General features: G+C 61.0%; 21 protein-coding genes. 12 read left to right on the top strand and 9 right to left on the bottom strand.

The annotated features are described in order from the left end of the window. Positions 1-34 precede the first annotated feature (34 nt). Positions 35-964: a zinc ABC transporter substrate-binding protein ZnuA gene (locus tag TU75_RS21325; RefSeq protein ID WP_041931548.1), complete on the top strand. Its 930-nt coding sequence runs from the start codon at positions 35-37 to the stop codon at positions 962-964. Between the two features lie 127 nt (positions 965-1,091). On the opposite strand, the gene TU75_RS21320 is transcribed toward TU75_RS21325, so the two are convergent. Then, positions 1,092-2,045, bottom strand: coding sequence for a homoserine kinase (locus TU75_RS21320; protein WP_003233733.1), 954 nt, complete (start codon positions 2,043-2,045; stop codon positions 1,092-1,094). Positions 2,046-2,100: 55 nt separating this feature from the next. Then, on the bottom strand, positions 2,101-2,391 hold the full coding sequence (locus tag TU75_RS21315) for a DUF2782 domain-containing protein (protein WP_003187366.1): 291 nt from the start codon (positions 2,389-2,391) through the stop codon (positions 2,101-2,103). 74 nt (positions 2,392-2,465) lie between these two features. Here TU75_RS21315 and polA point away from each other — a divergent pair, with 74 nt between their 5' ends. Then, positions 2,466-5,249 (top strand): DNA polymerase I, encoded by a 2,784-nt coding sequence (gene polA / locus TU75_RS21310; RefSeq protein ID WP_060550034.1) that lies wholly within the window; start codon positions 2,466-2,468, stop codon positions 5,247-5,249. Positions 5,250-5,517: 268 nt separating this feature from the next. Here the strand turns inward: polA and yihA are convergent, their stop codons facing one another. Then, positions 5,518-6,159 (bottom strand): ribosome biogenesis GTP-binding protein YihA/YsxC, encoded by a 642-nt coding sequence (gene yihA / locus TU75_RS21305; RefSeq protein ID WP_003233738.1) that lies wholly within the window; start codon positions 6,157-6,159, stop codon positions 5,518-5,520. Positions 6,160-6,455: 296 nt separating this feature from the next. Here yihA and TU75_RS21300 point away from each other — a divergent pair, with 296 nt between their 5' ends. The 5 genes from TU75_RS21300 (at position 6,456) to TU75_RS21280 (ending at position 11,624) form a co-directional block, all read left to right on the top strand. Further along, positions 6,456-7,067 carry a c-type cytochrome gene (locus TU75_RS21300; RefSeq protein ID WP_003233740.1) on the top strand — a complete coding sequence of 204 codons (612 nt, stop codon included), beginning with the start codon at positions 6,456-6,458 and terminating at the stop codon, positions 7,065-7,067. A gap of 168 nt (positions 7,068-7,235) precedes the next feature. Further along, positions 7,236-7,871: a thiol:disulfide interchange protein DsbA gene (gene dsbA / locus TU75_RS21295; protein WP_060550033.1), complete on the top strand. Its 636-nt coding sequence runs from the start codon at positions 7,236-7,238 to the stop codon at positions 7,869-7,871. Between the two features lie 10 nt (positions 7,872-7,881). After that, the gene (locus TU75_RS21290) at positions 7,882-8,760 is read left to right on the top strand and encodes an endonuclease/exonuclease/phosphatase family protein (protein WP_003233744.1); all 879 of its coding nucleotides are present in this window, start codon (positions 7,882-7,884) and stop codon (positions 8,758-8,760) included. Next, positions 8,757-10,760 carry a GGDEF domain-containing protein gene (locus tag TU75_RS21285; protein WP_060550032.1) on the top strand — a complete coding sequence of 668 codons (2,004 nt, stop codon included), beginning with the start codon at positions 8,757-8,759 and terminating at the stop codon, positions 10,758-10,760. The genes TU75_RS21290 and TU75_RS21285 overlap by 4 nt, the downstream gene beginning before the upstream one ends. Before the next feature lie 87 nt (positions 10,761-10,847). Next, on the top strand, positions 10,848-11,624 hold the full coding sequence (locus TU75_RS21280; protein WP_003233748.1) for an N-acetylmuramoyl-L-alanine amidase: 777 nt from the start codon (positions 10,848-10,850) through the stop codon (positions 11,622-11,624). A 273-nt stretch (positions 11,625-11,897) separates the two neighbouring features. Here the strand turns inward: TU75_RS21280 and TU75_RS21275 are convergent, their stop codons facing one another. Both TU75_RS21275 and algB read right to left on the bottom strand, forming a co-directional pair. Next, positions 11,898-13,685, bottom strand: a complete 1,788-nt coding sequence (locus TU75_RS21275; protein ID WP_060550031.1) for a KinB sensor domain-containing domain — start codon at positions 13,683-13,685, stop codon at positions 11,898-11,900. Between the two features lie 10 nt (positions 13,686-13,695). After that, on the bottom strand, positions 13,696-15,042 hold the full coding sequence (gene algB / locus TU75_RS21270) for a sigma-54-dependent response regulator transcription factor AlgB (protein WP_003233753.1): 1,347 nt from the start codon (positions 15,040-15,042) through the stop codon (positions 13,696-13,698). A gap of 382 nt (positions 15,043-15,424) precedes the next feature. Between algB and TU75_RS21265 the strand changes: the two genes are divergently transcribed. The 5 genes from TU75_RS21265 to TU75_RS21250 all read left to right on the top strand — a co-directional run bounded on the left by TU75_RS21265 (position 15,425) and on the right by TU75_RS21250 (position 19,815). Continuing rightward, positions 15,425-15,709, top strand: a complete 285-nt coding sequence (locus tag TU75_RS21265; protein ID WP_003233754.1) for a hypothetical protein — start codon at positions 15,425-15,427, stop codon at positions 15,707-15,709. A gap of 79 nt (positions 15,710-15,788) precedes the next feature. Further along, positions 15,789-15,953 carry a DUF1328 domain-containing protein gene (locus TU75_RS27010; RefSeq protein ID WP_003187386.1) on the top strand — a complete coding sequence of 55 codons (165 nt, stop codon included), beginning with the start codon at positions 15,789-15,791 and terminating at the stop codon, positions 15,951-15,953. Positions 15,954-15,955: 2 nt separating this feature from the next. Next, positions 15,956-16,426, top strand: a complete 471-nt coding sequence (locus TU75_RS21260; RefSeq protein ID WP_060550030.1) for an inhibitor of vertebrate lysozyme family protein — start codon at positions 15,956-15,958, stop codon at positions 16,424-16,426. A 728-nt stretch (positions 16,427-17,154) separates the two neighbouring features. Continuing rightward, positions 17,155-18,486, top strand: coding sequence for a glutamate/aspartate:proton symporter GltP (gene gltP, locus TU75_RS21255; protein WP_003233758.1), 1,332 nt, complete (start codon positions 17,155-17,157; stop codon positions 18,484-18,486). A 99-nt stretch (positions 18,487-18,585) separates the two neighbouring features. Next, a complete protein-coding gene (locus tag TU75_RS21250) occupies positions 18,586-19,815 on the top strand; it encodes a nucleoside recognition domain-containing protein (protein WP_015373420.1) in 1,230 nt (409 codons plus the stop codon). Positions 19,816-19,849: 34 nt separating this feature from the next. Here TU75_RS21250 and TU75_RS21245 read toward each other — a convergent pair whose 3' ends face one another. The 4 genes from TU75_RS21245 to TU75_RS21230 form a co-directional block, all read right to left on the bottom strand. Next, positions 19,850-20,881 (bottom strand): DUF5924 family protein, encoded by a 1,032-nt coding sequence (locus tag TU75_RS21245; RefSeq protein ID WP_015373421.1) that lies wholly within the window; start codon positions 20,879-20,881, stop codon positions 19,850-19,852. A 70-nt stretch (positions 20,882-20,951) separates the two neighbouring features. After that, positions 20,952-22,337 (bottom strand): M16 family metallopeptidase, encoded by a 1,386-nt coding sequence (locus TU75_RS21240; RefSeq protein ID WP_060550029.1) that lies wholly within the window; start codon positions 22,335-22,337, stop codon positions 20,952-20,954. A 57-nt stretch (positions 22,338-22,394) separates the two neighbouring features. Then, positions 22,395-24,053 (bottom strand): Na/Pi cotransporter family protein, encoded by a 1,659-nt coding sequence (locus TU75_RS21235; RefSeq protein WP_003233766.1) that lies wholly within the window; start codon positions 24,051-24,053, stop codon positions 22,395-22,397. A 204-nt stretch (positions 24,054-24,257) separates the two neighbouring features. Then, a complete protein-coding gene (locus tag TU75_RS21230; RefSeq protein WP_003233768.1) occupies positions 24,258-25,025 on the bottom strand; it encodes a TerC family protein in 768 nt (255 codons plus the stop codon). Between the last annotated feature and the right edge of the window lie 28 nt (positions 25,026-25,053).

The raw sequence follows: 25,053 nt of genomic DNA, 5'->3' as shown, positions 1-25,053 counted from the left end.
GACGTTATTATGTTACCCGTTCCTACGCCATTGAGTGGTCATCGTGTCCCGACTTTTTCCAGTTTTTGTCATATTTGTCGCCAGTTTTTTCGTTGCGGGGGCCGCTCAGGCCGAGGTCAAGGTGCTGACCAGCATCAAGCCGTTGCAGCTCATTGCCGCTGCTGTGCAGGACGGCGTGGCGGTTCCCGAGGTGTTATTGCCGCCGGGCGCATCGCCGCATAACTTCGCGCTGCGACCATCCGACGTACGGCGCGTGCAGTCGGTGGACCTGCTGTACTGGATTGGCCCGGACATGGAAAGCTTCCTGCCGCGCGTACTCAAGGGCCGCAGCGCGCCAACAGTGGCGGTGCAGGACCTGCCAGGCATGAAGCTGCGTCGCTTCGCCGAAGATAGCCACTCTCACGCCGATGATGCCGACGAGCATGATCACGATCACCGTCCGGGCAGCCTGGATGCGCACTTGTGGCTGTCCACGGTCAATGCGCGGGTGATCGCTGCGCGCATGGCGGCGGACCTGAGTGCCGCCGACCCGCAGAATGCCGCTCGTTATGAGAGCAACGTGAAGGCTTTCGACGAGCGTCTGGACGCATTGGATGCGCGTCTGAAGAAGCGCCTGGCGGGGATCGCGGGCAAGCCTTACTTCGTGTTCCACGAAGCCTTCGATTACTTCGAAGAGGCCTACGGACTCAAGCATGCCGGCGTGTTCAGCGTTGCCGCCGAAGTGCAGCCGGGCGCCCAGCATGTGGCGGCGATGCGCACGCGTCTGCAGGAAGTGGGCAAGACCTGTGTATTCAGCGAGCCGCCGCTGCGCCCGCGTTTGGCCGAGACGCTGGTCGCGGGTTTGCCGGTGAAACTGGCTGAACTGGATGCGTTGGGCGGTTACACCCCGGCCACAGCCCAGGGTTATGAGCAGGTGCTGGACAAGCTGGGTAACGACCTGGCGGGCTGCCTGGATTCGCTCTAAAAATCGGCGCTCAACCCAAGTGGGAGCGGGCTTGCTCGCGAATGCAGTGCGTCAGTAGGTACATCCTTGACTGATACACCACATTCGCGAGCAAGCCCGCTCCTACATTTTCTGACCGAGTGGGTCTCTAAAGCGCGAACGGCAGGTGCGCAGTGACCTGCTGGCGTTGCGCCAAGCGGTGTTCGAATTCCGCTGGATCGTGAATCAGCACATCCTGCCCGGCAAACGACTCAGCGGCGATCAGGCGCGACAGCCAGAACCGTACGCACGCCACCCGCAGCATCGTCGGCCATAATTCGGCTTCCTTCGCAGTGAACGGTCGCAGTCCCGCGTAGGCGCCCAGCAAGGCACGGGCACGCGGCCCATCGATTGCGCCATCCGCGTTCGAGCACCAATCATTCAGCGCAATCGCGACGTCATACAGCATCGGCCCGGAGCAGGCGTTGTAGAAGTCGATCAAGCCGGTCAGGTGCGTGCCTTCGAACATCGCGTTGTCGCGGAACAGGTCACCATGCAGGTTGGCGCGCGGCAGGGCCAGGATGTCGGCCTTGTGCACCTGGATCTCGGCCAGCGCGTCCTGCAGCAGGCGTTGCTGCGCGGCGTTCAAGTGCGAAACCAGCTGCGTCCCTTCACTGAGCATCCAGTCCAGCCCGCGATCGGTCTTGCGTTCCAGCACTTTATCGCCATGAGTGGCCAGATGCAGGTGGCCGAGCAGTTCGCCGACCTGGGCGCAATGCTGCGCGTTGGCGTGCGTGATGTGCTTGCCGGCCAGGCGCGGTTGCAGCAGCGCCGGTTTGCCGGCCAACTCGCGCAAGGCGGCGCCGTCGGTGGTGCGTAGCGCGTAGGGCACTGGCAGGTCGGCGTCGTGCAGTACGTCGAGCAGCTCGATGAAAAACGGCATTTCTGCCACCGGGCCGCGCTCAACCAGGGTCAGGACGAACTCGCCCTGTTCCAGGCTGATGAAGAAATTGGTGTTTTCGCTACCAGCGGCAATCCCCTGGAAGTCAAGCAGGCGGCCGAGCCCGTAGGGCGCGAGAAAGGTTTCCAGCTCGGGCCGAGCCAGGGGGGTGAACACAGACATGGGTAAACTGCCGTTACGGACGCTGCGGATTGCAGCGTCGATTAAAGTGGGGAAATCATTTCCATTCGAAGATCTTCCATGACGGAATCAGCATATCCGGCTGGTCAGAACGGATGAAGTTCGCGTCGGTTCCGTCCGCGCGCACCAGGAAATACGGCGGCGCACCTTTGGGGGTGACCTTGATCGCGTACAGGAAGCCATTCTGGCGGTACTCCTGGATGGTCTTGTCGCCTTCCGTGCGAATGGTCACTTCCGGGTCGGCCGACGGCGCATCGTCTGCTGCCATGGCAGCCATCGGAGCGAGTGCAATCAAGCCAGTCAACAGCAGGCGATTGAATGTACGCATGATAACCTTGTCCCTTTGTTTTCATTGGTCCGGCTATTCTAGCGCCTGACCCGCCGAAAAGGTTGATCCTGCTCATGAGCCAAGCGCCCCTCGTCCTGGTGGACGGTTCTTCTTATCTGTACCGCGCCTTCCATGCACTGCCACCGCTGACCACTTCCAAGGGCCTGCCGACCGGCGCGGTCAAGGGCGTGCTGAACATGCTCAAGAGCCTGCGCCGGCAGTATCCGGACAGCCCGTTCGCGGTGGTGTTCGACGCCAAGGGTGGGACCTTTCGCGATGATATGTACGCCGATTACAAGGCCAACCGCCCGAGCATGCCCGACGACATGCGCTTGCAGATCGAGCCGCTGCACCAGAGCGTGATCGCCCTGGGCTTTCCGCTGCTGTGCGTCGAAGGCGTCGAAGCCGATGACGTGATCGGCACTCTGGCCCGCAGCAGCGCAGCCGCCAGCCGGCCAGTGGTGATTTCCACCGGTGACAAGGACATGGCGCAGCTGGTGGACGGGCACATTACCCTGGTCAACACCATGACCGGTAGCGCGATGGACGTAGAGGGCGTGAAGGAGAAATTTGGTGTCGCTCCGGAGCAGATCATCGACTATCTGGCGTTGATGGGCGATTCGTCCGACAACATTCCGGGCGTACCGGGCATTGGTCCGAAGACCGCGTCCGGCTTGCTGGTGGGCGTCAATGGTGGCCTCAAAGAGCTCTATGAGCAGTTGGACATTGTGCCGAGCCTGCCGATTCGCGGCGCCAAGACCCTGCGCGCCAAGCTGGAAGAGCACCGCGAGATGGCGTTCCTGTCTTACCGGTTGGCCACCATCAAAATCGACGTGCCGCTGGATATCGGCCTGGACGACCTGCATCTGATCGAGCCGGACCGCGAAAAGCTGCTTGAGCTGTATACCCTGCTCGAATTCAAGAGCTGGTACGACGAGATTCAGCGCGATGCCAAGCGCGTCGAACTGAGCGCCGCGCCGGTGGTGGCCGAGGTCGTCGAAACTGCACTGACAGCCCCCGTGGAAACGACCTACACCACCATCCTCGATCAGCCGACCTTCGAACGATGGCTGAAAAAGCTTCAGGACGCGCCGTTGTTCGCGTTCGACACCGAAACCACCGGCATCGACGCGCAAAAAGCGCAATTGGTCGGGGTTTCCTTTGCCGTGCAGCCCCATGAAGCAGCCTACATCCCGTTGACTCACTCCTACATCGGCGTGCCGGACCAACTGGACCGTGACACCGTGCTGCTGGCCTTGAAACCTCTGCTGGAAGACCCCGCCAAGCTCAAGGTCGGCCAGCACGGCAAGTTCGACATGAACATCCTGGCCAACTGCGCCATCGGCGGCGACCCTGAGCAAGGCATCACCGTGCGCGGTATCGCCTTCGACACCATGCTTGAATCCTATGTGCTCAACGCCACCGCCACTCGGCACGACATGGACAGCCTGGCCAAGAAGTACCTGGACTACGACACTGTCAGTTTCCAGGACATCGCTGGCAAGGGCGCCAAGCAGCTGACTTTTGATCAGATCGCGCTGGAACAGGCTGGCCCGTATGCAGCCGAAGATGCCGACGTGACCTTGCGGCTGCACCAGGCGCTGCACGCGCAATTGGCCGCGATCCCGAGCTTGGCCAGTGTGCTGACGGATATCGAAATCCCGTTGGTGCCGGTGTTGGCGCGCATCGAGCGCCAGGGTGCGCTGGTGGACAAGGCGCTGCTGGGTATCCAGAGCATCGAGTTGGGCAACAAGATGGTCGAGCTGGAGCGCCAGGCATTCGAGATCGCCGGTGAGGCGTTCAACCTGGGCTCTCCCAAGCAGCTCGGCTCTATTCTCTACGACAAGCTCGGCATGCCGGTGTTGAAAAAGACTGGTAAAGGGCAGGCCTCGACGGCGGAAGAAGTGCTGGCCAAACTGGCCGAAGATGACTATCCGCTGCCCAAGGTGCTGATGCAGTACCGCAGCATGAGCAAGCTCAAAAGCACCTACACCGACCGCCTGCCGGAACAGATCAACCCGCGTACCGGGCGTATCCACACGTCTTATCACCAGGCGGTGACGGCGACCGGGCGTCTGTCCTCCAGCGACCCGAACCTGCAGAACATTCCGGTGCGCACCGCTGAAGGGCGACGCATCCGCCAGGCGTTTGTTGCGCCCAAGGGCTACAAGCTGCTGGCAGCGGACTATTCGCAGATCGAGCTGCGCATCATGGCGCACCTGTCCAGGGACGAAGGCTTGATGAATGCCTTCCGCCACAATCTGGATGTGCACACCGCCACTGCGGCCGAGGTGTTCAAGGTGGAGTTGGACGAGGTCACTTCCGACCAGCGCCGCAGTGCCAAGGCGATCAACTTCGGCCTGATCTATGGCATGGGCGCGCAGAAGCTGGGCAAGGACATTGGCGTCGATACCAAGACCGCCAAGGCTTATATCGATGTGTATTTCGCCCGCTATCCCGGGGTGCGCGAGTACATGGAGCGCACCCGCGCCCAGGCGGCCGACCAGGGTTACGTGGAAACCTTCTTTGGCCGCCGCCTGTACGTGCCGGATATCAATTCCAACAAACCCCAGGAACGTGCGGCCGCCGAGCGCACGGCCATCAACGCGCCGATGCAGGGCACCGCCGCCGATATCATCAAGAAGGCCATGGTGCGCGTGGATAACTGGCTGACCGACTCGGGCCTGGATGCCAAGGTGATCCTGCAGGTACACGATGAATTGGTGCTGGAGGTACGTGAGGATCTGGTCGCCGAGGTCAGCGAGAGGATTCGTGAGCACATGAGCGCCGCCGCGCAACTGGACGTGCCACTGCTGGTGGAAGTAGGCGTGGGCAACAACTGGGACGAAGCGCACTGACGGCGGGCGTTTGCCACCGGCGATGAGCGGTGGCACAGCGTCTGGCGTGGGAAATGGACTTCAGTTATTTCAGAGTTTTTCGAGCGAGCCGGAACTTAACCTGTGAATTGTCACTCAGAGTCTCTGAATGGGTGGTGAAGCCCTTCAAAGCTCCTATGTTGTGTTAAGTGTTGGCAGATATCCGGGCCCCGCCCTAGCGGTCCGGAACTTGAACCCCGAACTTCCCCTCCCCATACGAAGTCCGGGGTTTTTTTTGCCCGCAGAAAAGCTATTCGGCGATTTCTGCGCCCTTGTCCGCCAATTCCATCCAGCCGGCCAGCACGGTGTACGCATCTTCCAGGCCCATGCGCTTTGGCGCCGAGAACAGCTGGATGGTGATGGTGTCACCCCACCCTTTGCGGATTTCGGACTGCACCTTGAGCAAGGTGTTCTTCGCCGCGCCGTAGGTGAGCTTGTCGGCCTTGGTCAGCAGGATATGCATCGGCATGCCGCTGGCGACAGCCCAGTCGAGCATCAGCAGGTCGAAGTCGGTCATTGGATGACGGATGTCCATCATCAGAATCAACCCTTTCAAACTTTCACGGCCACCCAGGTACGCCTCCAGGTGACGCTGCCAGTGCAGCTTCAGCGGGATAGGCACTTTGGCGTAACCGTAACCCGGCAAGTCGACCAGACGACGCTCGTCGTCCAGTTTGAAGAAGTTGAGCAGCTGCGTGCGGCCCGGGGTCTTCGAGGTGCGCGCCAGGCTGGCGTGGGTCAGCGTATTCAATGCGCTGGACTTGCCAGCGTTGGAGCGGCCGGCAAAGGCGACTTCAAAGCCTTCGTCATCCGGGCATTGGTCCACTTTGGCGGCGCTGAGCATGAAGGTGGACTGTTGGCACAGGCCGAGGATGGGATTCTTGAGTTGCATGAGATTTCCGATGTGAGCGGTGCCGAAAAAGGGCGCGGCAAGCGGTGTCGTTTCCGTTTAAGTAGCGCGAGTATATGATGCCGCAGATTTTGTGTGTGCTTTCATGGCGCTCAGGCTACACAGGAACCCCGGGCGCTGTACAACCGAGTTTGTGTTCAAAGGCAATGCCGCGCGTGGTTTTGTGCAGGAGCCGCAAGGCTGGAGATCACCAGGTCATCGATCCCTTGATGATGAGTAAACCGGTGGATAACGTTTAAAACCTGTGGTCGCCGTTGGATGAATAATTGGATTGGCTGATGAACAAACTGATCGTGAGTCTGCTGTTGACCCTGGGCATCACCGGCGTTGCCCATGCGGCGGGTGACGCTGCCGCAGGCAAGGCAAAATCCGCTGTATGCGGTGCTTGCCACGGGATCGATGGCAACAGCCCGGTGCCAAACTTTCCCAAGCTGGCAGGTCAGGGTGAGCGCTACCTGGCCAAGCAGATGCACGATATCAAGGACGGCAAGCGCACGGTGCTGGAAATGACCGGCCTGCTGGCCAACTCCAGTGACCAGGACATCGCCGACCTCGCGGCGTACTTTGCCGGCCAGAAAGGCAGCGTGGGCGCCGCTGACCCCAAGCTGGTCGCCCGTGGCGAAAAGCTGTTCCGTGGCGGTGACCTGAGCAAGGGCCTGCCGGCCTGCACCGGTTGCCACGCGCCCGATGGCACAGGCAATGCCGCTGCCGGTTTCCCGCACCTGAGCGGTCAGTACGCGCAGTACATCGCCAAACAGCTGGCTGATTTTCGCAAGGAAGACGCAGGCCGGGCCAACGATGGCGATGCGATGACCATGCGCACCATCGCCCGCAAGCTCAGCGATGAGGACATTGCGGCCCTCTCCAGCTACATCCAGGGTCTGCACTGACGGGCTACGACGTTAACACTCGATTAATCGCGCGATGCAAGCATAAAAAGGGTGGCCCAGGCCGCCCTTTTTTGTGGCCGCTGCCGTTACACTAACGAACTCATGTCCGCGTAGACCTGTCACAACAAAGGGTCGCGTGAGGCGACTTTATTTGTCCAGGAGTAAAGCATGCGTAATCTGATCCTCAGCGCCGCTCTCGTCACGGCCAGTCTTTTCGGCATGACCGCTCAGGCTGCCGATGTGTCGCTTGAAGCCGGTAAAACCTACGTAGAGCTGGCCAACCCGGTGCCGGTTTCGGTGCCAGGCAAGATTGAGGTGGTGGAGCTGTTCTGGTATGGCTGCCCGCATTGCTACCAGTTTGAACCGACCATCAACCCGTGGGTTGAGAAACTGCCCAAAGACGTGAACTTCAAACGCATCCCCGCCATGTTCGGCGGCCCTTGGGATGCCCACGGTCAGCTGTTCCTGACTCTAGAAGCCATGGGTGTCGAGCACAAGGTGCACAACGCCGTATTCAACGCGATCCAGAAAGAAGGCAAGCGCCTGACCAAGCCGGACGAAATGGCTGACTTCGTTGCCACCCAGGGTGTCGACAAGGACAAATTCCTCGCCACCTTCAACTCCTTCGCCATCCAGGGCCAGATCAAGCAGGCCAAGGAGCTCGCGCAGAAGTACGGCGTGCAAGGCGTGCCTACCATGATCGTCAACGGCAAATACCGTTTCGACCTGGGCACTGCTGGTGGTCCTGAAGCGACCCTCAATGTCGCCGACCAGTTGATCGCCAAAGAGCGTGCAGCCAAGTAAGGGGCTCGTCATGCGCCGCTGGGGAACCGAACGTGGCATTGGCCTGCACGAACCGCGGGTCAATGAACATCACCTGGAATCAACGGGCCTGCCAGCGGACAGCCGGCTGCGCCTGCTCAGCTTCAATATCCAGGTGGGCAACAGTACCGAGAAGTATCGGCACTACCTCACTCGTGGCTGGCAGCACTTGCTGCCCCACAAGGGACGTACCGGCAACCTGCAGAAAATCGGCACCCTGCTCAACGACTTTGATCTGGTCGCGTTGCAGGAGGCCGACGGCGGCAGCATGCGCTCGGGCTATATCAATCAGGTGGAACACCTGGCCCAGCTCGGTGGCTTTCCCTACTGGTATCAGCAACTCAATCGCAACCTCGGGCGTCTGGCGCAGCACAGCAATGGCGTGCTCAGCCGCCTGAAGCCAACGGCCATTGAGGATCACCCGTTACCAGGCCCTAAGGGGCGTGGCGCAATCCTTGTGCGGTTTGGCGAAGGCCCGGAAGCCCTGGTAGTGGTGATGATGCACCTCGCCCTCGGCGGGCGAACGCGGAATCTGCAGCTGGCCTACGTGCGCGAGCTGATCGGCAACTATAAGCACCAGGTGTTGATGGGGGACATGAATACCCACGCCAACGACCTGCTGCTCAATTCACCGTTGCGTGACCTCGGGCTGCTGGCGCCGCAGGTCGAGGCGACGTTCCCCAGCTGGCGCCCGCAGCGCTGCCTGGACCATATCCTGCTCAGCCCGACCCTCACGCTGGAAAGTGTGCAGGTGCTGGCGCAGCCCATTTCCGATCACCTGCCCGTCGCGGTAGAGATTCGTCTGCCGGGTTCGCTCACGGTTGATGCATTGCCCGCGTTGAGCACCAGCCCTCGCGGACCCCTTGCATGAGCGACGATGCCGAGCGTTGGAAAGAAAAATACCTGTTAAGTATCGAGCAGCAAGACAAGCTCGAACGTCGTTGGGCTGCCCGCCTCGACCTGCTGCGGCGCGGCCTGGTGCGCAGCACGCTGGCCGCTGAAGGTACCGACCGCGCCGTCGACCAATGCATGAAGGAAATGCGCGATGTGGTGCGCACCGACGACATGGACGCTGCCCTCGCCGCCTTGCTGCCGCGCCTGGAAAAAGCCGTACTCGATTCAGAACAGCGCCGCGAAACCCGGGTTGACCAGATCAGCACCGCGCTCACCGCTCTGGTCGCGCAGTTGCAGCAATTGCCACTACCGCGCGAGGTAGCGCGTCCGCTCAAAGCTTTCGCCAAGCAACTGGACAGTCGTGTGGGGCAGGCGCGTGAGATTCCGTTGCTGCTCAGCGAATTGAGCAGCCTGCAAGGGCAGGCGTTGAATAACCTGGAAGCTGACGGCGAAACCCCACGGCCTGGTCCAGGTTTGTTGCAACGCTTGTTCGGGAGCGCCAGGGAGGTCGCTCCCGAGACGGTGGCCGATGAGCCTGCGGCAAAGCCAGCGCCAACACCGGCCACCCCCGAGCCTGTCACTGAAGAGCAGGCCGCTGCGTCATCCGAACCGCTACCCCAGGTCTCGCCGACGCCGCAAAAGCTGGCGGCGGCGCCTCCGGTTGATGTCAACGTACAACCGAAGGTCGAAGCGGCGGTTGCAGAAAGCGCCGTCGCTGAACCCACCGTTGATCCTGAACCCGAACCTCAAACCGAACAGCCGCGCGAAGAAAGCGCACTTGCGGCCTTTATCGAAACCCCCGAAGTGCCGGTTGAGACACCCGATGAGACCAGCATCGGCAGCCTGTCGCTGCCACCCGTTCTTGAAAACGATGAAGCCGACGAGCAGCTCGCAGAAAGCGGTTATGCCCTGCCCGACTCGCCGGAGCCTACCTATAGCTCCGTGGCCCGGCACATCGAAAGCACCTTGCTCGGCCTGCTGGAAGACCTGAGCCTGCCCGAGCGCCACCGGCCCCAGGCCGAAGCCATGCGCGAGCGCCTGGCCAATGGCTTGAACTGGTACGAGCTGCTGCCGATCCTCGATGACTTGGCGGTGCTGATGCTGGCGGTCACCGACAGCGGCCAGCATGAGTTCGAAGCGTATCTCAAGCACCTCAACGAGCGTCTTGAAGCGTTCCAGGGCCACCTGCAGGTGGCCAGCGATGATCATCTTGACAGCCGCTCCGCTGCCCGCCAGTTGGACACGCAGATACGTGAACAGGTCGACGGCCTGCAAAGCAGCGTGCAGGACGCGGCCGATCTGGACAGCCTCAAGCAGGTATTGGAAAGCCATATCGAAGGCTTGCTCGGCACCATGGACGAACACCGCCAGCAGCGGGACCAGCGCGAGGAAGAAATGGCGGCGCGGCTACAGGGGCTGGCCGAACGCGTCGCTAACATGGAACAGGAAGCCCTGGGCTATCGCGAACACATGGAAGTGCAGCGCCAGAAGGCCCTGATTGACCCGCTGACCCGCCTGCCCAACCGCGCGGCGTGGAGCGAGCGCCTGGACCACGAGGTCAACGCCTGGCATCAGCAGGGCAACAGCCTGTCCCTGGCGATGCTGGACCTGGACCACTTCAAGCGCGTTAACGACGGCTACGGCCATCTGGCCGGCGACAAAGTGTTGAAGATCATCGCCAACGTGCTGCGCAAGCACCTGCATGGCCGCGACTTTATTGCGCGCTTTGGCGGCGAAGAATTTGTGTTGCTGATGCCCGACACCTCACTCACCCAGGCGCTGGCGGTGGGCGAAGTGTTGCGATCGGCCATCGAGGCCTGCCCCTTCCACTTCAAGGGCGAGCCAGTGACGATCACCCTGTCCATGGGCGTGGCGCAGTTCCAGCCGGGCGAGCGCAGCGATCTGGCGCTCAAACGCGCCGACGAAGCGTTGTACCGAGCCAAGGCTGCGGGGCGTAATCAGGTGCAGGCGGCATAAAGATGTTCCATTTTGTAATTTGAGCGCTGCATCACACACGTTACGTTACACTGTTGCATTACCGTCTTCAGCGTGACGTCTCCCGCCATGAAAACCCTGTACTTCGCCTTCCTGCTTGTTCTGCTCGCCGGCTGCTCCAGCGGTCCGCGCCTCGACACCAACCATCCTTCGGTCAACCACGACAATCGCGTGCAGTTCGTGATCGTCCATTACACCTCGACCAACCTTGAACGCTCGCTGGCCCTGCTCACCCACGGCCAGGTCAGCAGCCATTACCTGATCGGCGACGACGCCAGCGCCACCATCTACAAGCTGGTGGATGAGAGCCAGCGCGCCTGGCATGCCGGTGAAAGCGAGTGGGCGGGTCGCACCTGGCTCAACTCCAGCTCCATCGGCATCGAAATCGTCAACCCCGGGTACAAGGACACTCCGACCGGTCGCCTGTGGTACCCCTATTCGGAGGCTCAGGTGAAATCCCTGGTGGTGCTGCTCAAGGACATCAGCAAGCGCAACGGCATCGATCCCAAGAACATCATCGGTCACAGCGACATCGCGCCGCTGCGCAAACTCGACCCTGGTCCCTTGTTCCCCTGGAAGCGTCTGGCCAACGAAGGCCTGGGCCTGTGGCCCGATGCCAAGGCGGTTGCCCGCTTCCAGCAGCAGTACGCCACGCAGCTGCCGAGCATCACCTGGTTCCAGGAAGAGTTGGCGAAGTTGGGCTACCCGACGCCACAGACCGGCGAGCTGGACGTGGCCACGCGGCATGTGATTTCGGCATTCCAGATGCACTTCCGTGCCTCGCTGTTCGACGGTACGCCGGACGCCGAAAGCGCGGCGATCCTGAGTGCCCTGAACCAACGCTAAACCCCGGGCAGGCCTGTGGAGAGCAACCTTTATGGTGAGCGGGCCTTGTGGCAAGCGGGCTTTGTGGCGAGCAGGCTTGCCCCGCGTTGGGGTGCGAAGCGCCCCCAATCCAGCAAAACGCGGTGTACCTGATACGGCTCAGCGCCTGGTTTTGGGGCTGCTGCGCAGCCCAACGCAGGACAAGCCTGCTCGCCACAGGGAATCTGCGCTTAACTGGAAGGCATTTGGGCAAGCCTGCTCGCCACAGGGTTCGCTCCCGATAGAGCCTGCGAACTACAGGGGCAACGCCATATAAAACTGCGTGCCCTGCCCCGGCCGTGAATACACGCCCATGCGGCCGCCGTGCAATTGCACGATTTCCTTGCACAGCGCCAGCCCCAGGCCGGCACCGCCTTTTTTGCGCCCCACCTGCACAAAGGGTTCGAAGATGCGTCCTTGCTGGCCGTAGGCGATGCCTTCGCCATTGTCCTCGACGCTGACGATCACCCGCTCGCCATGGCGTCGCGCCTGCAGGTGGATTTGCCCGCCTTCGGCGGTATGACGCAGTGCGTTGGCCAAGAGGTTGTCGAGCACTCGTTCCAGTTGCGCCTGATCGGCGTATAGCCGTGGCACGTCAGCCTGGGCCTCCACCAGCAATTCAATATGTTGCGCATTTGCCGTCTCGGCAAAGCGGGCGCGCGCATGCTCAAGCAAATCCGTCACGTCGCACGGCCCCAGCGTGAGTTTCTGCAGGCCGTTCTGGTAGCGCGAGAAGTTGAGCAGGTCGTTGATCAACTGCATCAGGCGCTGCATTTCTTCGTTGACCGTATCCAGCAGGTCCGCTTCCCGCGACTCCGACGGAAACTTCGCGCGCTCGCGAAAAAGACCAAACGCCATGTGCATGCCGGTCACTGGCGTGCGCAGCTCATGGGAGGCGCGCAAGACGAACTCGCTGCGCACCCGCTCGAAGGCACGCTGCTCGGTGACGTCATGCAGCACCATCACCGCGCCGAGGATATGCCCCTGGGTGTGGCTTACGGGTGTCAGGCTGTAGGTCAGCAGGCGCAATTCGCCTTCGACTTCCACTTCCAGATCTTCCGGCGCCCGCTCCAGGTTGCCACCGCGCAGCACCAGTTGCAGTTGTTCGTCCAGTTCCGGACGCATCAGCGCTTCACCCAAACCTTGCCCGAGGCGCTCCTCATCCCAGCCCAACTGACGCTGCGCCACGGGATTGAGGTGCTCCAGGCGGCCCTGGCGATCGATCATCAGCAGGCCGTCGTCGATGCTGTCGAGCACCGCTTGCAGGCGCTGCTGGCCGGCCAGGAGTTCGTCGACATTGGTTGCCTGATGCTGGCGCAGCGCCTCGGCCATGATGCCGAAGCGCCGCGTCAGCTGGTTCATTTCCGCCGCTGAGGAGATCGGCAGCGTCACCTCGAAATCACCTTGGCCGATCCTGTCGGCCGCCTTGGCCAGGGCTTCGATCGGTCCGCCAAAGCGCCTTGCGATGCCATGGGCGGTGATGAAGCCGATAATCAGCACGGCAAGCCCAACCACCCCCAGGGCTGCGGCGATCAACAAGGCACGGCTGCGCGATTTGTGTTCGCTGGTGTTGATGTTTTCCAGGGCTTGTTTGTGTTCGGTGATCAGGCCGTTGCGCAGGGCATTGAAGCTCTCGGTCAGTTTCTGATTTTTTTTGTTCGCCAGTGGCGAACGCTGGGCTTCGTCGAAGGCTTTGAGAAAATCCAGGTAGTCGACGCGCGCCTGGCTGAAACCGTTGATTCGTCCATCGCGCTTTTCATGGGCGATGCCTTCGTCCAGCAACGCAAAATACTGTTGCTTGGCCGTTTCCAGGGCCTTGGAATCCGGTTGCTCCTCCAGCATCAGGATCAACTGGTCCCCCAGACTCTGGCGCAGCTTGAGCCCCAGGTCCAGGGTGATGAAGTTGTTGCGGATCAGGGATTCCTGGCTTTTTGCCATTTGCATCACGCTGACCAGCCCCAGCACCAAGCCCAACAGGGCCACGGTGATCAGTGCGGAAATGCTCAGGAATAACCGAGTGCGCAGTTTCATCGCAAGCTTCATAAGGTACAGCTCACAGGTTGTACTGTTTGCGTTTGCGGTACAGGGTCGAGGCGTCGATACCGAGGGTACGGGCCGCCTGATCCAGCGTGTCGCTGGTGGCCAGCACGGCGCCGATGTGGGCTTTTTCCAACTCATCCAGGCTCAGCGCGGCACCGATGCGCGGCGCATTGTTGGTCGGTTGCTCCGCCATGCCCAAGTGGCTGATCTCGACTTTTTCCTGGGGGCAAATGATGCTCGCGCGCTCCACGACGTTGCGCAGTTCGCGGATATTGCCAGGCCAGCGGTAGTTGAGCAGCGCTTCGCGGGCCTGGTCGCTGAAACCTCGCGCCGGTCGGGCGTAGTCCTTGACGAAGCGCGCCAGGAAGCGGTCCGCCAGGGTCAGGATATCTTCACTGCGCTCGCGCAGCGGCGGCAGGTGCAAGGTGATCACGTTGAGGCGGTAAAGCAGGTCTTCACGGAAGCGGCCGTCGCGCACCATGTCTTCCAGGTTCAGGTTGGTGGCCGCGAGGATACGCACATCGGCACGGCGGGTAACCGGATCGCCCACACGTTCGTATTCCTTGTCCTGGATGAAACGCAGCAACTTGGGCTGCAGAGTGAGGGGAAAATCGCCGATTTCGTCGAGAAACAGCGTGCCGCCGTCTGCCTGGTTGACCCGACCCAGTGTGCTCTCGCTGGCCCCGGTGAAGGCACCGCGGCTGTGGCCGAACAACTCGCTCTCCATCAATTCCGCCGTGAGCGACGGGCAGTTGATGGTGACGCAGGATTTTTTGGTGCGCTTGCTCCAGCCATGAATGGCCCGCGCCAGCTCACCTTTACCGGTGCCAGACTCGCCCAGTATGAGGATGTTGGCGTCGGTACCGGCCACCTGGCGTGCGGTTTCGAGCACCACCATCATCGCCGGGCTGTGGGAGTCGAGGCCGTCCTTGGGTTTGCGTACTTCGCCTTCCAGCGCTTCCAGGCGCGCGGATAGCTGGCGCACTTCCAGCTGCTTGGCGGTGGCCAGACGCAATTGGTCCGGGCTGCACGGCTTGACCAGGTAATCGGCCGCGCCGGCCTGGATTGCATCCACGGCGGTGTCGACGGCCGAATGCGCAGTGACGATCACCACGCGCATCCACGGCGCCTGAATACGCATCTGGGCGAGCACATCCAGACCATTGTCTTCGCCCAGGCGCAGGTCGAGGAAACACAGGTCGAACACTTGGCGCTGCATCAAGGCATCGGCCTGGGCGGCGCTGTTGGCGGTAGCTACGGTGTAGCCTTCGTCCTCCAGGCAGTAACGGAAGGTGCGGAGGATCGCGGATTCGTCATCCACTAAAAGAATGCGGCCTTGAAGTTCCTTGGCTGATTCCATCTGTCCCGCGCTCCTTAACTTTAAATAATGATGGTGATTAGTCCCGGAATAATCGGGCAAGTTGCATGGTTTATTCTGATTCATAAAAGGCGACTTCGCGCAGCTATCTGCGCACCTTCCTACAGCACGCCCTTTTTAGCCCTTGGTGCCAATTCGGCAAGCGATGCGACAGGTTCTATCCCTTGACCCGACCACTGGCCATCGTGCATTTCGCACGGCCTACAGGCGGGCATCGTGCAGGATGCTGGGGCGTTTGTATTGGATGTAATTATAACTTATTGATTTTATTGATATTTATTTTGAAAAAAAGCTGGCATGCGCTCTGCAATACATCTCCCAAGAACGTCATGAACGAATAATCAGAATGCGGGAGAAATGCAGCATGACTCGCCAAAGCCTCAGCCAACTGCGTGTATCGCCACTGCGCCTGCAACAGGGTTTGTTCGCCAGCCTGGCCCTCATGGTCACGTTGATTGGCGGCCAGCAGCTGCAGCACTGGCAGCAGAGTCAGCAGCAAATGCCCCAATTCGACCGTCCAGCCATGACGCAAAACCATTTTCGTTCCATCGCCAGCGCGGCTGCCGATGTGACTGCCCCGCAATTGCGCGTGGTCGACCAGGACAACACCCTGGACGAGCTGCCGGTACAAGAGCGTTGGGTGTTCTAGGCAATAAATCGGGCGCTGTATTGAGCGACCGCACTGCACTACAGCTGTTACCCCCTATGAAAGCGTAAGGAGAATCACCATGTTGAGTTGGGCAATCACGTTTCTGATCATCGCCATTGTGGCTGCAGTCCTGGGCTTCGGTGGCATCGCCGGCACCGCCACGGGTATCGCCAAGATCCTGTTCGTTGTCTTCCTGGTGATGTTCATCGCTTCGTTCTTCTTTGGTCGTAAAGGCCGAGGCTGAAGATGACCACTCTTTCTTTTAAAGCCATTACTGTCGCCCTTTTATTGGGCGGCAGCGGTTTGGCGATGGCCGCCAATGATGGTCAGACCCGAGCCAACGAATTGCTCAGTGCGGACCCGCAGTACCGTGAAACCTGGCGAGACGTGGTGAAGAAAGAAGAGCGCTTGCCGGAATGGGTGATGAACCTGTCCGGCTCGGCCGAACAGCAGATGACTGCTGTTGAGGAAGATGGCGACAAGTACTTGATGGGGCCGCTCTGCGAGACCGCAGACACTTGCCTGAACAAGCGTCTGATCGTCGCCGTCAGCTTCGACAAGGAAGATGCCTACGCCCTGTTGGTGCAAGTCCCGGCCGGTTTGCCGAAGGACAAATCGCCGACGCGGCACGCCGATTACCGATTTATCGGTAAGCCGGACGAAGGCATGCAAAAGCTGTTGATGGAACAGCTCAAGAAAGATCCGAATTGGTACTAGGTTCCGTATGACGCGTCCAGCGTCTGCGGGGCCGGCGTCCATAGAAAGAGGCCCGTCGCTTCTTTATGTCTGCATCGCTCGCCAAGGGCGATGCATGGCCAGGGGGCCGGGTTGCTCTGATCAATCGAGATCGGCGTGACCTACGGGTACAGGGAGTGCCTGCGCAAGGGCCGGGTCAGGCGAAAAGCTGCGGCGCAAGTTCACAGGTCCTCAAGCTTGTTGAACTTGCGACGGGCTCACTGCTCTGATGGCGGCGTCCCATGTCGGCCTTAGCCGAACATTTCGTTTTCGCTCGTCATCAACCATTGCCGGTTGTGTCTTCGCGACCATCTATCGAGAAAGTTTTGTCTGCGCCATCGGGTATTTCTGACGCGAGCTCCGTTAATTTTCGAGAGGCCGTGCCAGCCACCCAGCACGCGTCTGACGCTCTGAGCAAGCCTGTAATGGCAGGTTCACGGCCTATTTGCCGTTCAGATTGGCGTAATCGAGCTGACCACTCAGACAGTTATTCCCCCAAAAAGCCATGCCGATTCTGCATAGGGTAGGCGTTTACGGCATTAGACGTTGCTCCCTTGCATGGGAATAGTTGCGGCTTTTTTCGCCTGCCAGTAAGCCATTTCGGCCATGCGGCGGTAACTTTCGACGGAGGCTGGTGCACACACTTTTTCGCTCTCGAGCGTTGCGGCTGGCGCATTTGCCTTAAGTTCACGTGAAGTAAGGGTAATGACATGAAGAAGGCAAAACTAAGCCTCGCCTGGCAGATCCTCATCGGTCTGGTGCTGGGGATTGCAATCGGTGCGGTGCTCAACCATTTCAGTGCTGAAAAGGCCTGGTGGATCAGCAATGTCTTGCAGCCGGCAGGCGATATCTTTATTCGCCTGATCAAGATGATCGTCATCCCGATTGTGATTTCCTCGCTGATCGTCGGCATCGCTGGTGTTGGTGACGCGAAAAAACTGGGTCGAATTGGTGTCAAAACCATCCTTTACTTCGAAATTGTCACCACTATCGCCATCGTGGTCGGCCTGTTGCTGGCCAACCTGTTCCATCCGGGTGCGGGCATCGACATGAGCACCCTGGGCACCGTCGATATTTCCAAGTACCAGGCGACTGCCGCTGAGGTGCAGCATGAACACGCGTTCATCCAGACCATCCTCAACCTGATCCCCTCGAACATCTTTGCCGCCGTCGCCCGCGGCGAGATGCTGCCGATCATTTTCTTCTCGGTACTCTTCGGCCTCGGCTTGTCGAGTCTCAAGCCGGAGTTGCGCGAGCCGCTGGTGACCATGTTCCAGGGCGTGTCCGAGAGCATGTTCAAAGTCACGCACATGATCATGAAGTACGCCCCCATCGGGGTCTTCGCGCTGATCGCAGTGACCGTCGCCAACTTCGGCTTCGCCTCCCTGCTGCCGCTGGCCAAGCTGGTGATCCTGGTTTACGTCGCCATCCTGTTCTTCGCCTTTGTGGTGTTGGGCCTGATCGCCCGCCTGTTCGGCTTTTCGGTGCTCAAGCTGATGCGCATCTTCAAGGATGAACTGGTACTGGCCTACTCCACCGCCAGTTCCGAGACCGTGCTGCCGCGCGTGATCGAGAAGATGGAAGCTTACGGCGCGCCGAAGGCGATCTGCAGCTTTGTGGTGCCGACCGGTTACTCGTTCAACCTCGACGGCTCGACCCTGTACCAGAGCATTGCCGCCCTCTTTATCGCCCAGCTGTACGGCATCGACCTGTCGATCGGCCAGCAACTGATGCTGGTGCTGACCCTGATGGTCACCTCCAAAGGGATTGCCGGCGTGCCGGGCGTGTCCTTCGTGGTGTTGCTGGCTACCCTGGGCAGTGTGGGCATTCCGCTGGAAGGCCTGGCCTTCATCGCTGGCGTCGATCGCATCATGGACATGGCGCGCACTGCGCTCAACGTGATCGGCAACGCCCTGGCCGTGCTGGTGATCTCTCGCTGGGAAGGCATGTACGACGATGCCAAGGGCGAGCGCTACTGGAACTCGCTGCCGCACTGGCGCACCCGGACTGCGGTGCCGACCGCCCAGGCCACTCGCGGCTGATTGCACTCAGGTGCTGAAACAAACCCCGGAACATTCCGGGGTTTGTCGTTTCTGTCAGCCCCGCTATCATTCGCCCCATCTTTCGGGGGGATTCAACTGATGCTCAATGGCCTGTGGCTTGGCTTCTTTGTCGTGGCAATGGTGTCAGCACTGGCGCAATGGCTGGTGGGCGGTAACGCCGGGATTTTCGCGGCGATGGTCGAAAGCATTTTCGCCATGGCCAAATTGTCGGTGGAGGTCATGGTGCTGCTGTTCGGCACCCTGACGTTATGGCTGGGCTTTTTGCGCATCGCTGAAAAAGCCGGGATCGTCGACTGGCTGGCCAAGGCCCTCGGGCCGCTGTTTCGCCGACTGATGCCCGAAGTGCCGGCCGGCCACCCGGCCATCGGCCTGATTACCCTCAACTTCGCCGCCAACGGCCTGGGCCTGGACAACGCCGCGACGCCCATTGGCCTGAAGGCCATGAAGGCGCTGCAGGAACTCAATCCCATCCCCAACACCGCCAGTAACGCGCAGATCCTGTTCCTGGTGCTCAACGCCTCGTCGCTGACGCTGTTGCCGGTGACTATCTTCATGTACCGCGCCCAGCAAGGCGCCGCTGACCCGACACTGGTGTTCCTGCCGATCCTGCTGGCCACCAGCGCCTCGACCCTGGTGGGCCTGCTGTCGGTGGCGGTGATGCAACGCCTGCGGTTGTGGGACCCGGTGGTGCTGGCCTACCTGATCCCCGGTGCGCTGGTGCTGGGTGGTTTCATGGCGTTGCTGGCGACCCTGTCCGCCACTGCGCTGGCCGGGTTGTCGTCGATCCTTGGCAACCTGACGCTGTTTGGCTTGATCATGCTGTTTTTGCTGATCGGCGCGCTGCGCAAGGTCAAGGTGTACGAGGCGTTTGTCGAAGGGGCCAAGGAAGGCTTCGATGTGGCGAAAAACCTGCTGCCCTACCTGGTGGCGATGCTCTGCGCGGTCGGCGTATTGCGTGCTTCCGGGGCGCTGGACTTCGGCCTGGAAGGCATCCGTCATCTGGTGGCGTGGACCGGCATGGACACGCGGTTTGTCGATGCCCTGCCAACCGCGATGGTCAAACCGTTCTCTGGCAGCGCGGCACGGGCGATGCTGATCGAGACCATGCAGACTCAGGGCGTGGACAGCTTTCCCGCGTTGGTGGCGGCGACGGTTCAAGGCAGCACCGAGACCACGTTTTACGTGTTGGCGGTGTACTTTGGGTCGGTCGGGATCCAGCGGGCAAGGCATGCCGTTGGGTGTGCGTTGCTGGCAGAGTTTGCTGGTGTGGTTGCGGCGATTTCGGTGTGCTACTGGTTTTTTGGCTGAGGCTGAAATCGCTATCGGGGGATTTCTCCACCGCTTACGTGGGATTGTCCGTTTGTGCTGTGTCCGTCACTTTGAAGCGCAGCACGCCGATCACTTGCCCATCTTCGGTGAGCACCTGCACCTGCCAGCGCCCTGCTGCGTCGCCGGGGAAGTTCTGTTTGTGAGTCCAGGCGCGGTAGCCTTCCTTGCGCCCGCCGTGGATATCGAGGGCGATGCGGTCGACCTCTTTGCCGTTGAATTTCCACACATGGTAGATCCGCTCATCCAGCCCGCGCGGCGCATTGATGGCGGTGTAGGCGTACAACCCGCCGCTGCGCAACTGGGCGGCGTTGACCTCCTTGAGGTCGTCGCCTGGTGTGCGATCCTGCATCTGCGTGCTGATGGCCACTTCGGTCATCCACAACGTGGCGGGCGGCACCCAACTGCGCAGGAACCAGCCGGCGCAGCCGATGGCGGCCGTGACCCCCAGCAGCATCGCCCAGCCCTTGAGGCTGCGCAGCGGCAGGCTCAACGCCAGGCTTGGAATCGACAGCGCCATGGCCACGCCAAGCGCCAGCTTGTAACTCTCGGCGGTGGTCAGGTGCAGGATGATCGGCAGCGCGGTCAGCAGTGCGGCAAACAGTGTCAGGGTGTGCAGAGCCAGGAACAGCGAACGCTTGGGTGCCAGCCATTTGTAATACAGCGGGTCGATGATCGACACCAGCGCCGCCGCACCGAGCAGGCCGGTGAACACTGACTGGCCGCTGTTCCAGGCGGTGGTGACGAAGAAAAACGGCAGCACGAAAAACAGGCTTTCCTGATGGATCATCTGGGTGGCATAGCGCAACAGGGGCTCGGGAATTTCCCGCTTGAACAGCTTGGCGAACAGTTGGGTAAAACTGTTTTCCAGCATCAGCCACAACCAGCTCACCAGCATGATCACCGCGATCCAACTGGCCATGCCCTGCTGGCGGTCCACCAGAATGAAGCTACCCACACCCGAGATGAAGCCGCCGAGTGCGATCACCCCTGGGTAGCGCTTCATCAGTTCGAGGATGCGCTGGATTACGTGACTCAGGTTTGGCATTCGGCGATTCGCAGTAGGTGTAGGAAAAGGTCCAGGACAGGATAGCGTTTCGGTGCGCGTGTGCGGTGGCTCACTGCGCGATCCGTTTGCGATAACTGCGTACGCCGATCAACACAATTGCGATCAGCCCAAGCATGCCGGCACCGATCCAGTTCAGGGCGTCGTAGCTGAGCAGCGGTTTTTCAATGCGCCAGTAGCCCGGTTGCTTGAGCACCCGGCGCATGGCCTGGTTGGTCTGCTCCAGGCTGACCGCCTTGATGCGCTTGACCGGGTCGCTGAAGCGCCCGTTGGCGTACTCGCCGGACGCGGCCCAATAATAGTCGGCCAGGGCGCTGTTGCCCTGCACGGCCCAGGCCTGGCGAGCGATGGCAGCCTGCTTCAGGCGGGCGAAGGTGGCCGGGTCGAGGCCGTCCTTGAGTAACCTGGCGGTGAGGTCGTGCAGCACCTGTTCGGCCTCGGGGAGGTCTTCGCGTTCAAGATCGGCATTCAGGCTGAGGAAGCCAACGCCACCGAGTACTTCGCGCTCGCTCCAGGGGCCGTAGGACAAACCGTGCCTGAGGCGCAGTTCGCGGTACAACGCCCAGTCCAGGTAATCCTTGAGCAGGTCGTAGGTTTGGTCATGCTGATCGTCCAGCATCGGTTCGGGAAACAGCCAATGCAGCTTGGCGCCGTCACCGACCCAGCCGTGCATCAGGTCGCGATGGTGGGCTGCGGTGTGCTGGATTTCGGGCAGGGCCAGGTGGTCGGTCGGCTCGACTGGATCGAGTTCGCCGTAGGTGCGCTCCAGGTAGGCCGGCAGCAGTTTGTCGAGGTCGCCGACGATGATCAGGGTCATGTTGTTGGGGGCGTACCAGTTTTTGCGCAGCGCCTCCAATTGGTCGCGCGTGAGTTGACCGACCTCGGCGCGTTCGGCGCACTTGAGGCCCAGCTCGACAGCCAATTGATTGCTGGCGGTGTGGCCCAGGTCCTGGCGGTCGAGCAGGCGCTGCAGGTGCGAGTAATGACCGCCGTCCTCGCGCTCGACGACGCGCTTGGCGGCACTGATATTGGCGTCGGTCAGTTCGGTACGGGTAAGGATGGCCAGCAGCAGGTCGAGCACCTTGCGCTGGTTTTGCGCCGGGGCCTCGATCACGAAGGTGGTGTCGGCGTTGCTGGTGTAGGCGTTCCACTCACCGCCCAGGGCTTGCATGCGGTCTTCGAGATCACCTTCGCCGCCGCCGTCGATGCCGCTGAACAGCAGGTGTTCGAGCAGGTGCGGCAGCTCTTTTTGCTCACAACTGAAGTCATCCAGGCCCACGCCGACCACCATGCGGATCGCCACATGCCCGCGCTCGGTGCCTGGCTTGAGCAGCACTTGCAGGCCGTTGGGCAAGGTGTAGCCCTCGACTTGCAAACGGTCAAAAGCAAAGGCATGGGCAGAACCCATGAGCAGACAAGCGAACAACAGGCGACGCATAACAAGCTTCCTGGCGAGTGAGGTCAGCTTTAACTGACTTCACAGGCCACCATCCGTTCAGGGTGAATGCGTGATGTCGGCAATATCGTCGGCGGAGAGTGCGCCGGTGTCGGACGTTTCCAGCACGACATAGGCGCTGCTGCAAAACAGCGAGTTGAGACGCTTCATGTCGGCAATCAGCTCCAGGTGCAGGGAGCTGGTCTCCAGGCTCTGTACGACCTTGTGCTGCAGTCGGCTGACGTGGGCGTGGGCCAGGCGGCGCTCCTGGGCGCGGAAGCGACGTTTTTCGCGCAGTAATTGGCGTGCGCTCTCCGGGTCGGCACTCAGAAACACCGACAGCCCCAGGCGCAGATTGGCGATCAACTGGCTGTGCAGGCCCGAAAGCTCCTCCAGGCCGACTTCGGAAAACTGGCGGCGCTGCGAGGTCTTCTGCTGCTGCACCTTGCGCAGCATGCGCTCGATCAGGTCGCCGGCCAGCTTCAGGTTGATCGACAGTTCGATGATTTCGGCCCAGCGGCGGCTGTCGTGTTCGCCCAGGTCTTCGCGGGGCATTTGCGCGAGGTAAAGCTTGATCGCGCTGTACAGTGCCTCGACGTCGTCGCTGAGGCTGCGCATTTCCTGGGTGATGGCGGTTTGCTTGCCGCGTAGCACTTCCTGCATGGCCATCAGCATGTTGTCGATCAGGTCACCCAGGCGCAGGGTTTCCCGCGCGGCGTTGGCCAGGGCCAGGCTCGGTGTGGCGAGGGCGGCAGCGTCCAGATGGCGCGGCTTGGCCTTGCCGTTGACCTCTTCGCGCTCCGGCAGCAGCCACTCGCACAGTCGCGCCATCGGGCCGATGGTGGGTAGCAGGATCAGGCAGCGGCTGACGTTGTAGAGCAGGTGAAAGGTGATGACCATGCCCTGGGCGCTGTAGTCCAGGCTGTCCATCCACAGCACCAGCGGGTCGAGCACCGGGATGATCAGCAGCAGGCCGATCAGTTTGTAGAGCAGGCTGCCCAGCGCTACCTGGCGCCCGGCGGCGTTTTGCATGCTGGTGCTGAGGAAGGCCAGTATGCCGCTGCCGATATTGGCGCCGATCACCAGGCCGATGGCCACGTGCAGGCCGATCACACCCGCACCGGCCAGGGTGGCGGTGAGCAGCACGGCGGCCAGGCTGGAGTAGGAAATCATCGCGAACAGCGCGCCGATCAGGGCGTCGAGCAGGATGTCGCCAGTGAGCGAGGCGAAGATCACTTTGACGCCCTGAGCATGGGTGATCGGCCCGGCAGCTTCGACGATCAATTGCAGGGCGAGGATGATCAGGCCTAGGCCGATGCTCACGCGGCCCATTTGACCGGCACGCGTCTGTTTGCGCGAAAGGAAGAAGATAACGCCGAGGAAAATCAGCAGCGGTGACAGCCAGGACAGGTCGAAGGTCAGCACCCGCGCCATCAACGCCGTACCGACGTCGGCACCGAGCATGGTCGCCAGTGCAGGCACCAGCCCCATGAGGCCTTGGCCGACAAAGGATGTCACCAGCATCGCGGTGGCGTTGCTGCTTTGCACCATGGCTGTTACCAGGATACCGGCAACGAAGGCCAGCCAGCGCCTGGACATGTTCTGCCCGATGACCTGGCGCAAATTGGAACCGTAGACCCGCAGAATGCCGGTACGGACGATGTGCGTGCCCCAGATAAGCAGGGTCACGGCGGAAAGCAGATTGAGCAAGGTCAGCATGCTCGGCCCCCCGTGTGGGTGTGCTCCATGAGGAGCGAAGGAAAGTTGCCGCGTGCCGTTCTACGTCTTGTACTTAAGCTGTAGTTGGCGAATGGGCTGCGCGCCAGCATCGCATAGCTAAAGTGAGGATTGAAACAAAACTGTCATATGCAGGAGCGAGCAAGCTCGCTCCTGCAGGCCGTTTGTGGTGCGCGACGTTCCGGGTTATTGACCCGGAACATCCTTGCGCAGTTTCACCGGATCCTGCTGTTTCTTCTTTTTCGCGATGGCGGTACGCATCTTGATGTTGACCGCTTCCACCGCCAGCGAGAACGCCATGGCGAAGTAGACGTAGCCTTTTGGCACGTGCACGTCGAAGGATTCGGCGATCAGCACGGTACCCACCACCAGCAGGAACGACAGCGCCAGCATCTTCAGCGACGGATGTTTGTCGATGAACGCGCTGATGGTGCCGGCTGCCAGCATCATCACCAGCACCGCGACCACAATGGCCGCGACCATCACCGGCACATGGGACACCATGCCGACGGCGGTGATCACCGAGTCCAGGGAGAACACGATGTCGATGATCGCGATCTGGATGATGGTGTAGATGAACTTGCCACCCTTGCCGCCGGGTTCGTCGTGGGATTCGTCTTCACCTTCCAGGGCGTGGTACATCTCCTGGGAGCTTTTCCACAGCAGGAACAGGCCACCGAAGAACAGGATCAGGTCGCGACCGGAAATGCCTTGGCCGAACACCACGAACAGGTCAGCCGTGAGTCGCATGACCCAGGTGATCGACAGCAGCAACAGGATGCGCGTGACCATCGCCAGGGCCAGGCCGAAGATCCGGGTGCGCGCCTGCATGTGCTTGGGCATGCGGCTGACCAGGATCGAAATCATGATGATGTTATCGATGCCCAGGACGATCTCGAGGGCCGTCAGGGTGAAGAAGGCAATCCAGATTTCCGGATTGGTCAGCCATTCCATGTGTATTCCTTTGAGCAAATGTTAAACC

It is taken from the genome of Pseudomonas poae (assembly GCF_001439785.1).
In the GTDB taxonomy this organism is placed as follows: domain Bacteria; phylum Pseudomonadota; class Gammaproteobacteria; order Pseudomonadales; family Pseudomonadaceae; genus Aquipseudomonas; species Aquipseudomonas poae.
Note: the sequence above shows the minus strand (reverse complement) of the source record. Positions and strands in the feature narration are given on the sequence as shown.

Coding starts and splice junctions, on each gene's coding strand:
- TU75_RS21320 (WP_003233733.1), bottom strand. CDS start 2,045: ATGTCTGTGTTCACCCCCCTGGCTCGGCCCGAGCTGGAAACCTTTCTC.
- TU75_RS21315 (WP_003187366.1), bottom strand. CDS start 2,391: ATGCGTACATTCAATCGCCTGCTGTTGACTGGCTTGATTGCACTCGCT.
- polA (WP_060550034.1), top strand. CDS start 2,466: ATGAGCCAAGCGCCCCTCGTCCTGGTGGACGGTTCTTCTTATCTGTAC.
- yihA (WP_003233738.1), bottom strand. CDS start 6,159: ATGCAACTCAAGAATCCCATCCTCGGCCTGTGCCAACAGTCCACCTTC.
- TU75_RS21300 (WP_003233740.1), top strand. CDS start 6,456: ATGAACAAACTGATCGTGAGTCTGCTGTTGACCCTGGGCATCACCGGC.
- dsbA (WP_060550033.1), top strand. CDS start 7,236: ATGCGTAATCTGATCCTCAGCGCCGCTCTCGTCACGGCCAGTCTTTTC.
- TU75_RS21290 (WP_003233744.1), top strand. CDS start 7,882: ATGCGCCGCTGGGGAACCGAACGTGGCATTGGCCTGCACGAACCGCGG.
- TU75_RS21285 (WP_060550032.1), top strand. CDS start 8,757: ATGAGCGACGATGCCGAGCGTTGGAAAGAAAAATACCTGTTAAGTATC.
- TU75_RS21280 (WP_003233748.1), top strand. CDS start 10,848: ATGAAAACCCTGTACTTCGCCTTCCTGCTTGTTCTGCTCGCCGGCTGC.
- TU75_RS21275 (WP_060550031.1), bottom strand. CDS start 13,685: ATGAAGCTTGCGATGAAACTGCGCACTCGGTTATTCCTGAGCATTTCC.
- algB (WP_003233753.1), bottom strand. CDS start 15,042: ATGGAATCAGCCAAGGAACTTCAAGGCCGCATTCTTTTAGTGGATGAC.
- TU75_RS21265 (WP_003233754.1), top strand. CDS start 15,425: ATGACTCGCCAAAGCCTCAGCCAACTGCGTGTATCGCCACTGCGCCTG.
- TU75_RS27010 (WP_003187386.1), top strand. CDS start 15,789: ATGTTGAGTTGGGCAATCACGTTTCTGATCATCGCCATTGTGGCTGCA.
- TU75_RS21260 (WP_060550030.1), top strand. CDS start 15,956: ATGACCACTCTTTCTTTTAAAGCCATTACTGTCGCCCTTTTATTGGGC.
- gltP (WP_003233758.1), top strand. CDS start 17,155: ATGAAGAAGGCAAAACTAAGCCTCGCCTGGCAGATCCTCATCGGTCTG.
- TU75_RS21250 (WP_015373420.1), top strand. CDS start 18,586: ATGCTCAATGGCCTGTGGCTTGGCTTCTTTGTCGTGGCAATGGTGTCA.
- TU75_RS21245 (WP_015373421.1), bottom strand. CDS start 20,881: ATGCCAAACCTGAGTCACGTAATCCAGCGCATCCTCGAACTGATGAAG.
- TU75_RS21240 (WP_060550029.1), bottom strand. CDS start 22,337: ATGCGTCGCCTGTTGTTCGCTTGTCTGCTCATGGGTTCTGCCCATGCC.
- TU75_RS21235 (WP_003233766.1), bottom strand. CDS start 24,053: ATGCTGACCTTGCTCAATCTGCTTTCCGCCGTGACCCTGCTTATCTGG.
- TU75_RS21230 (WP_003233768.1), bottom strand. CDS start 25,025: ATGGAATGGCTGACCAATCCGGAAATCTGGATTGCCTTCTTCACCCTG.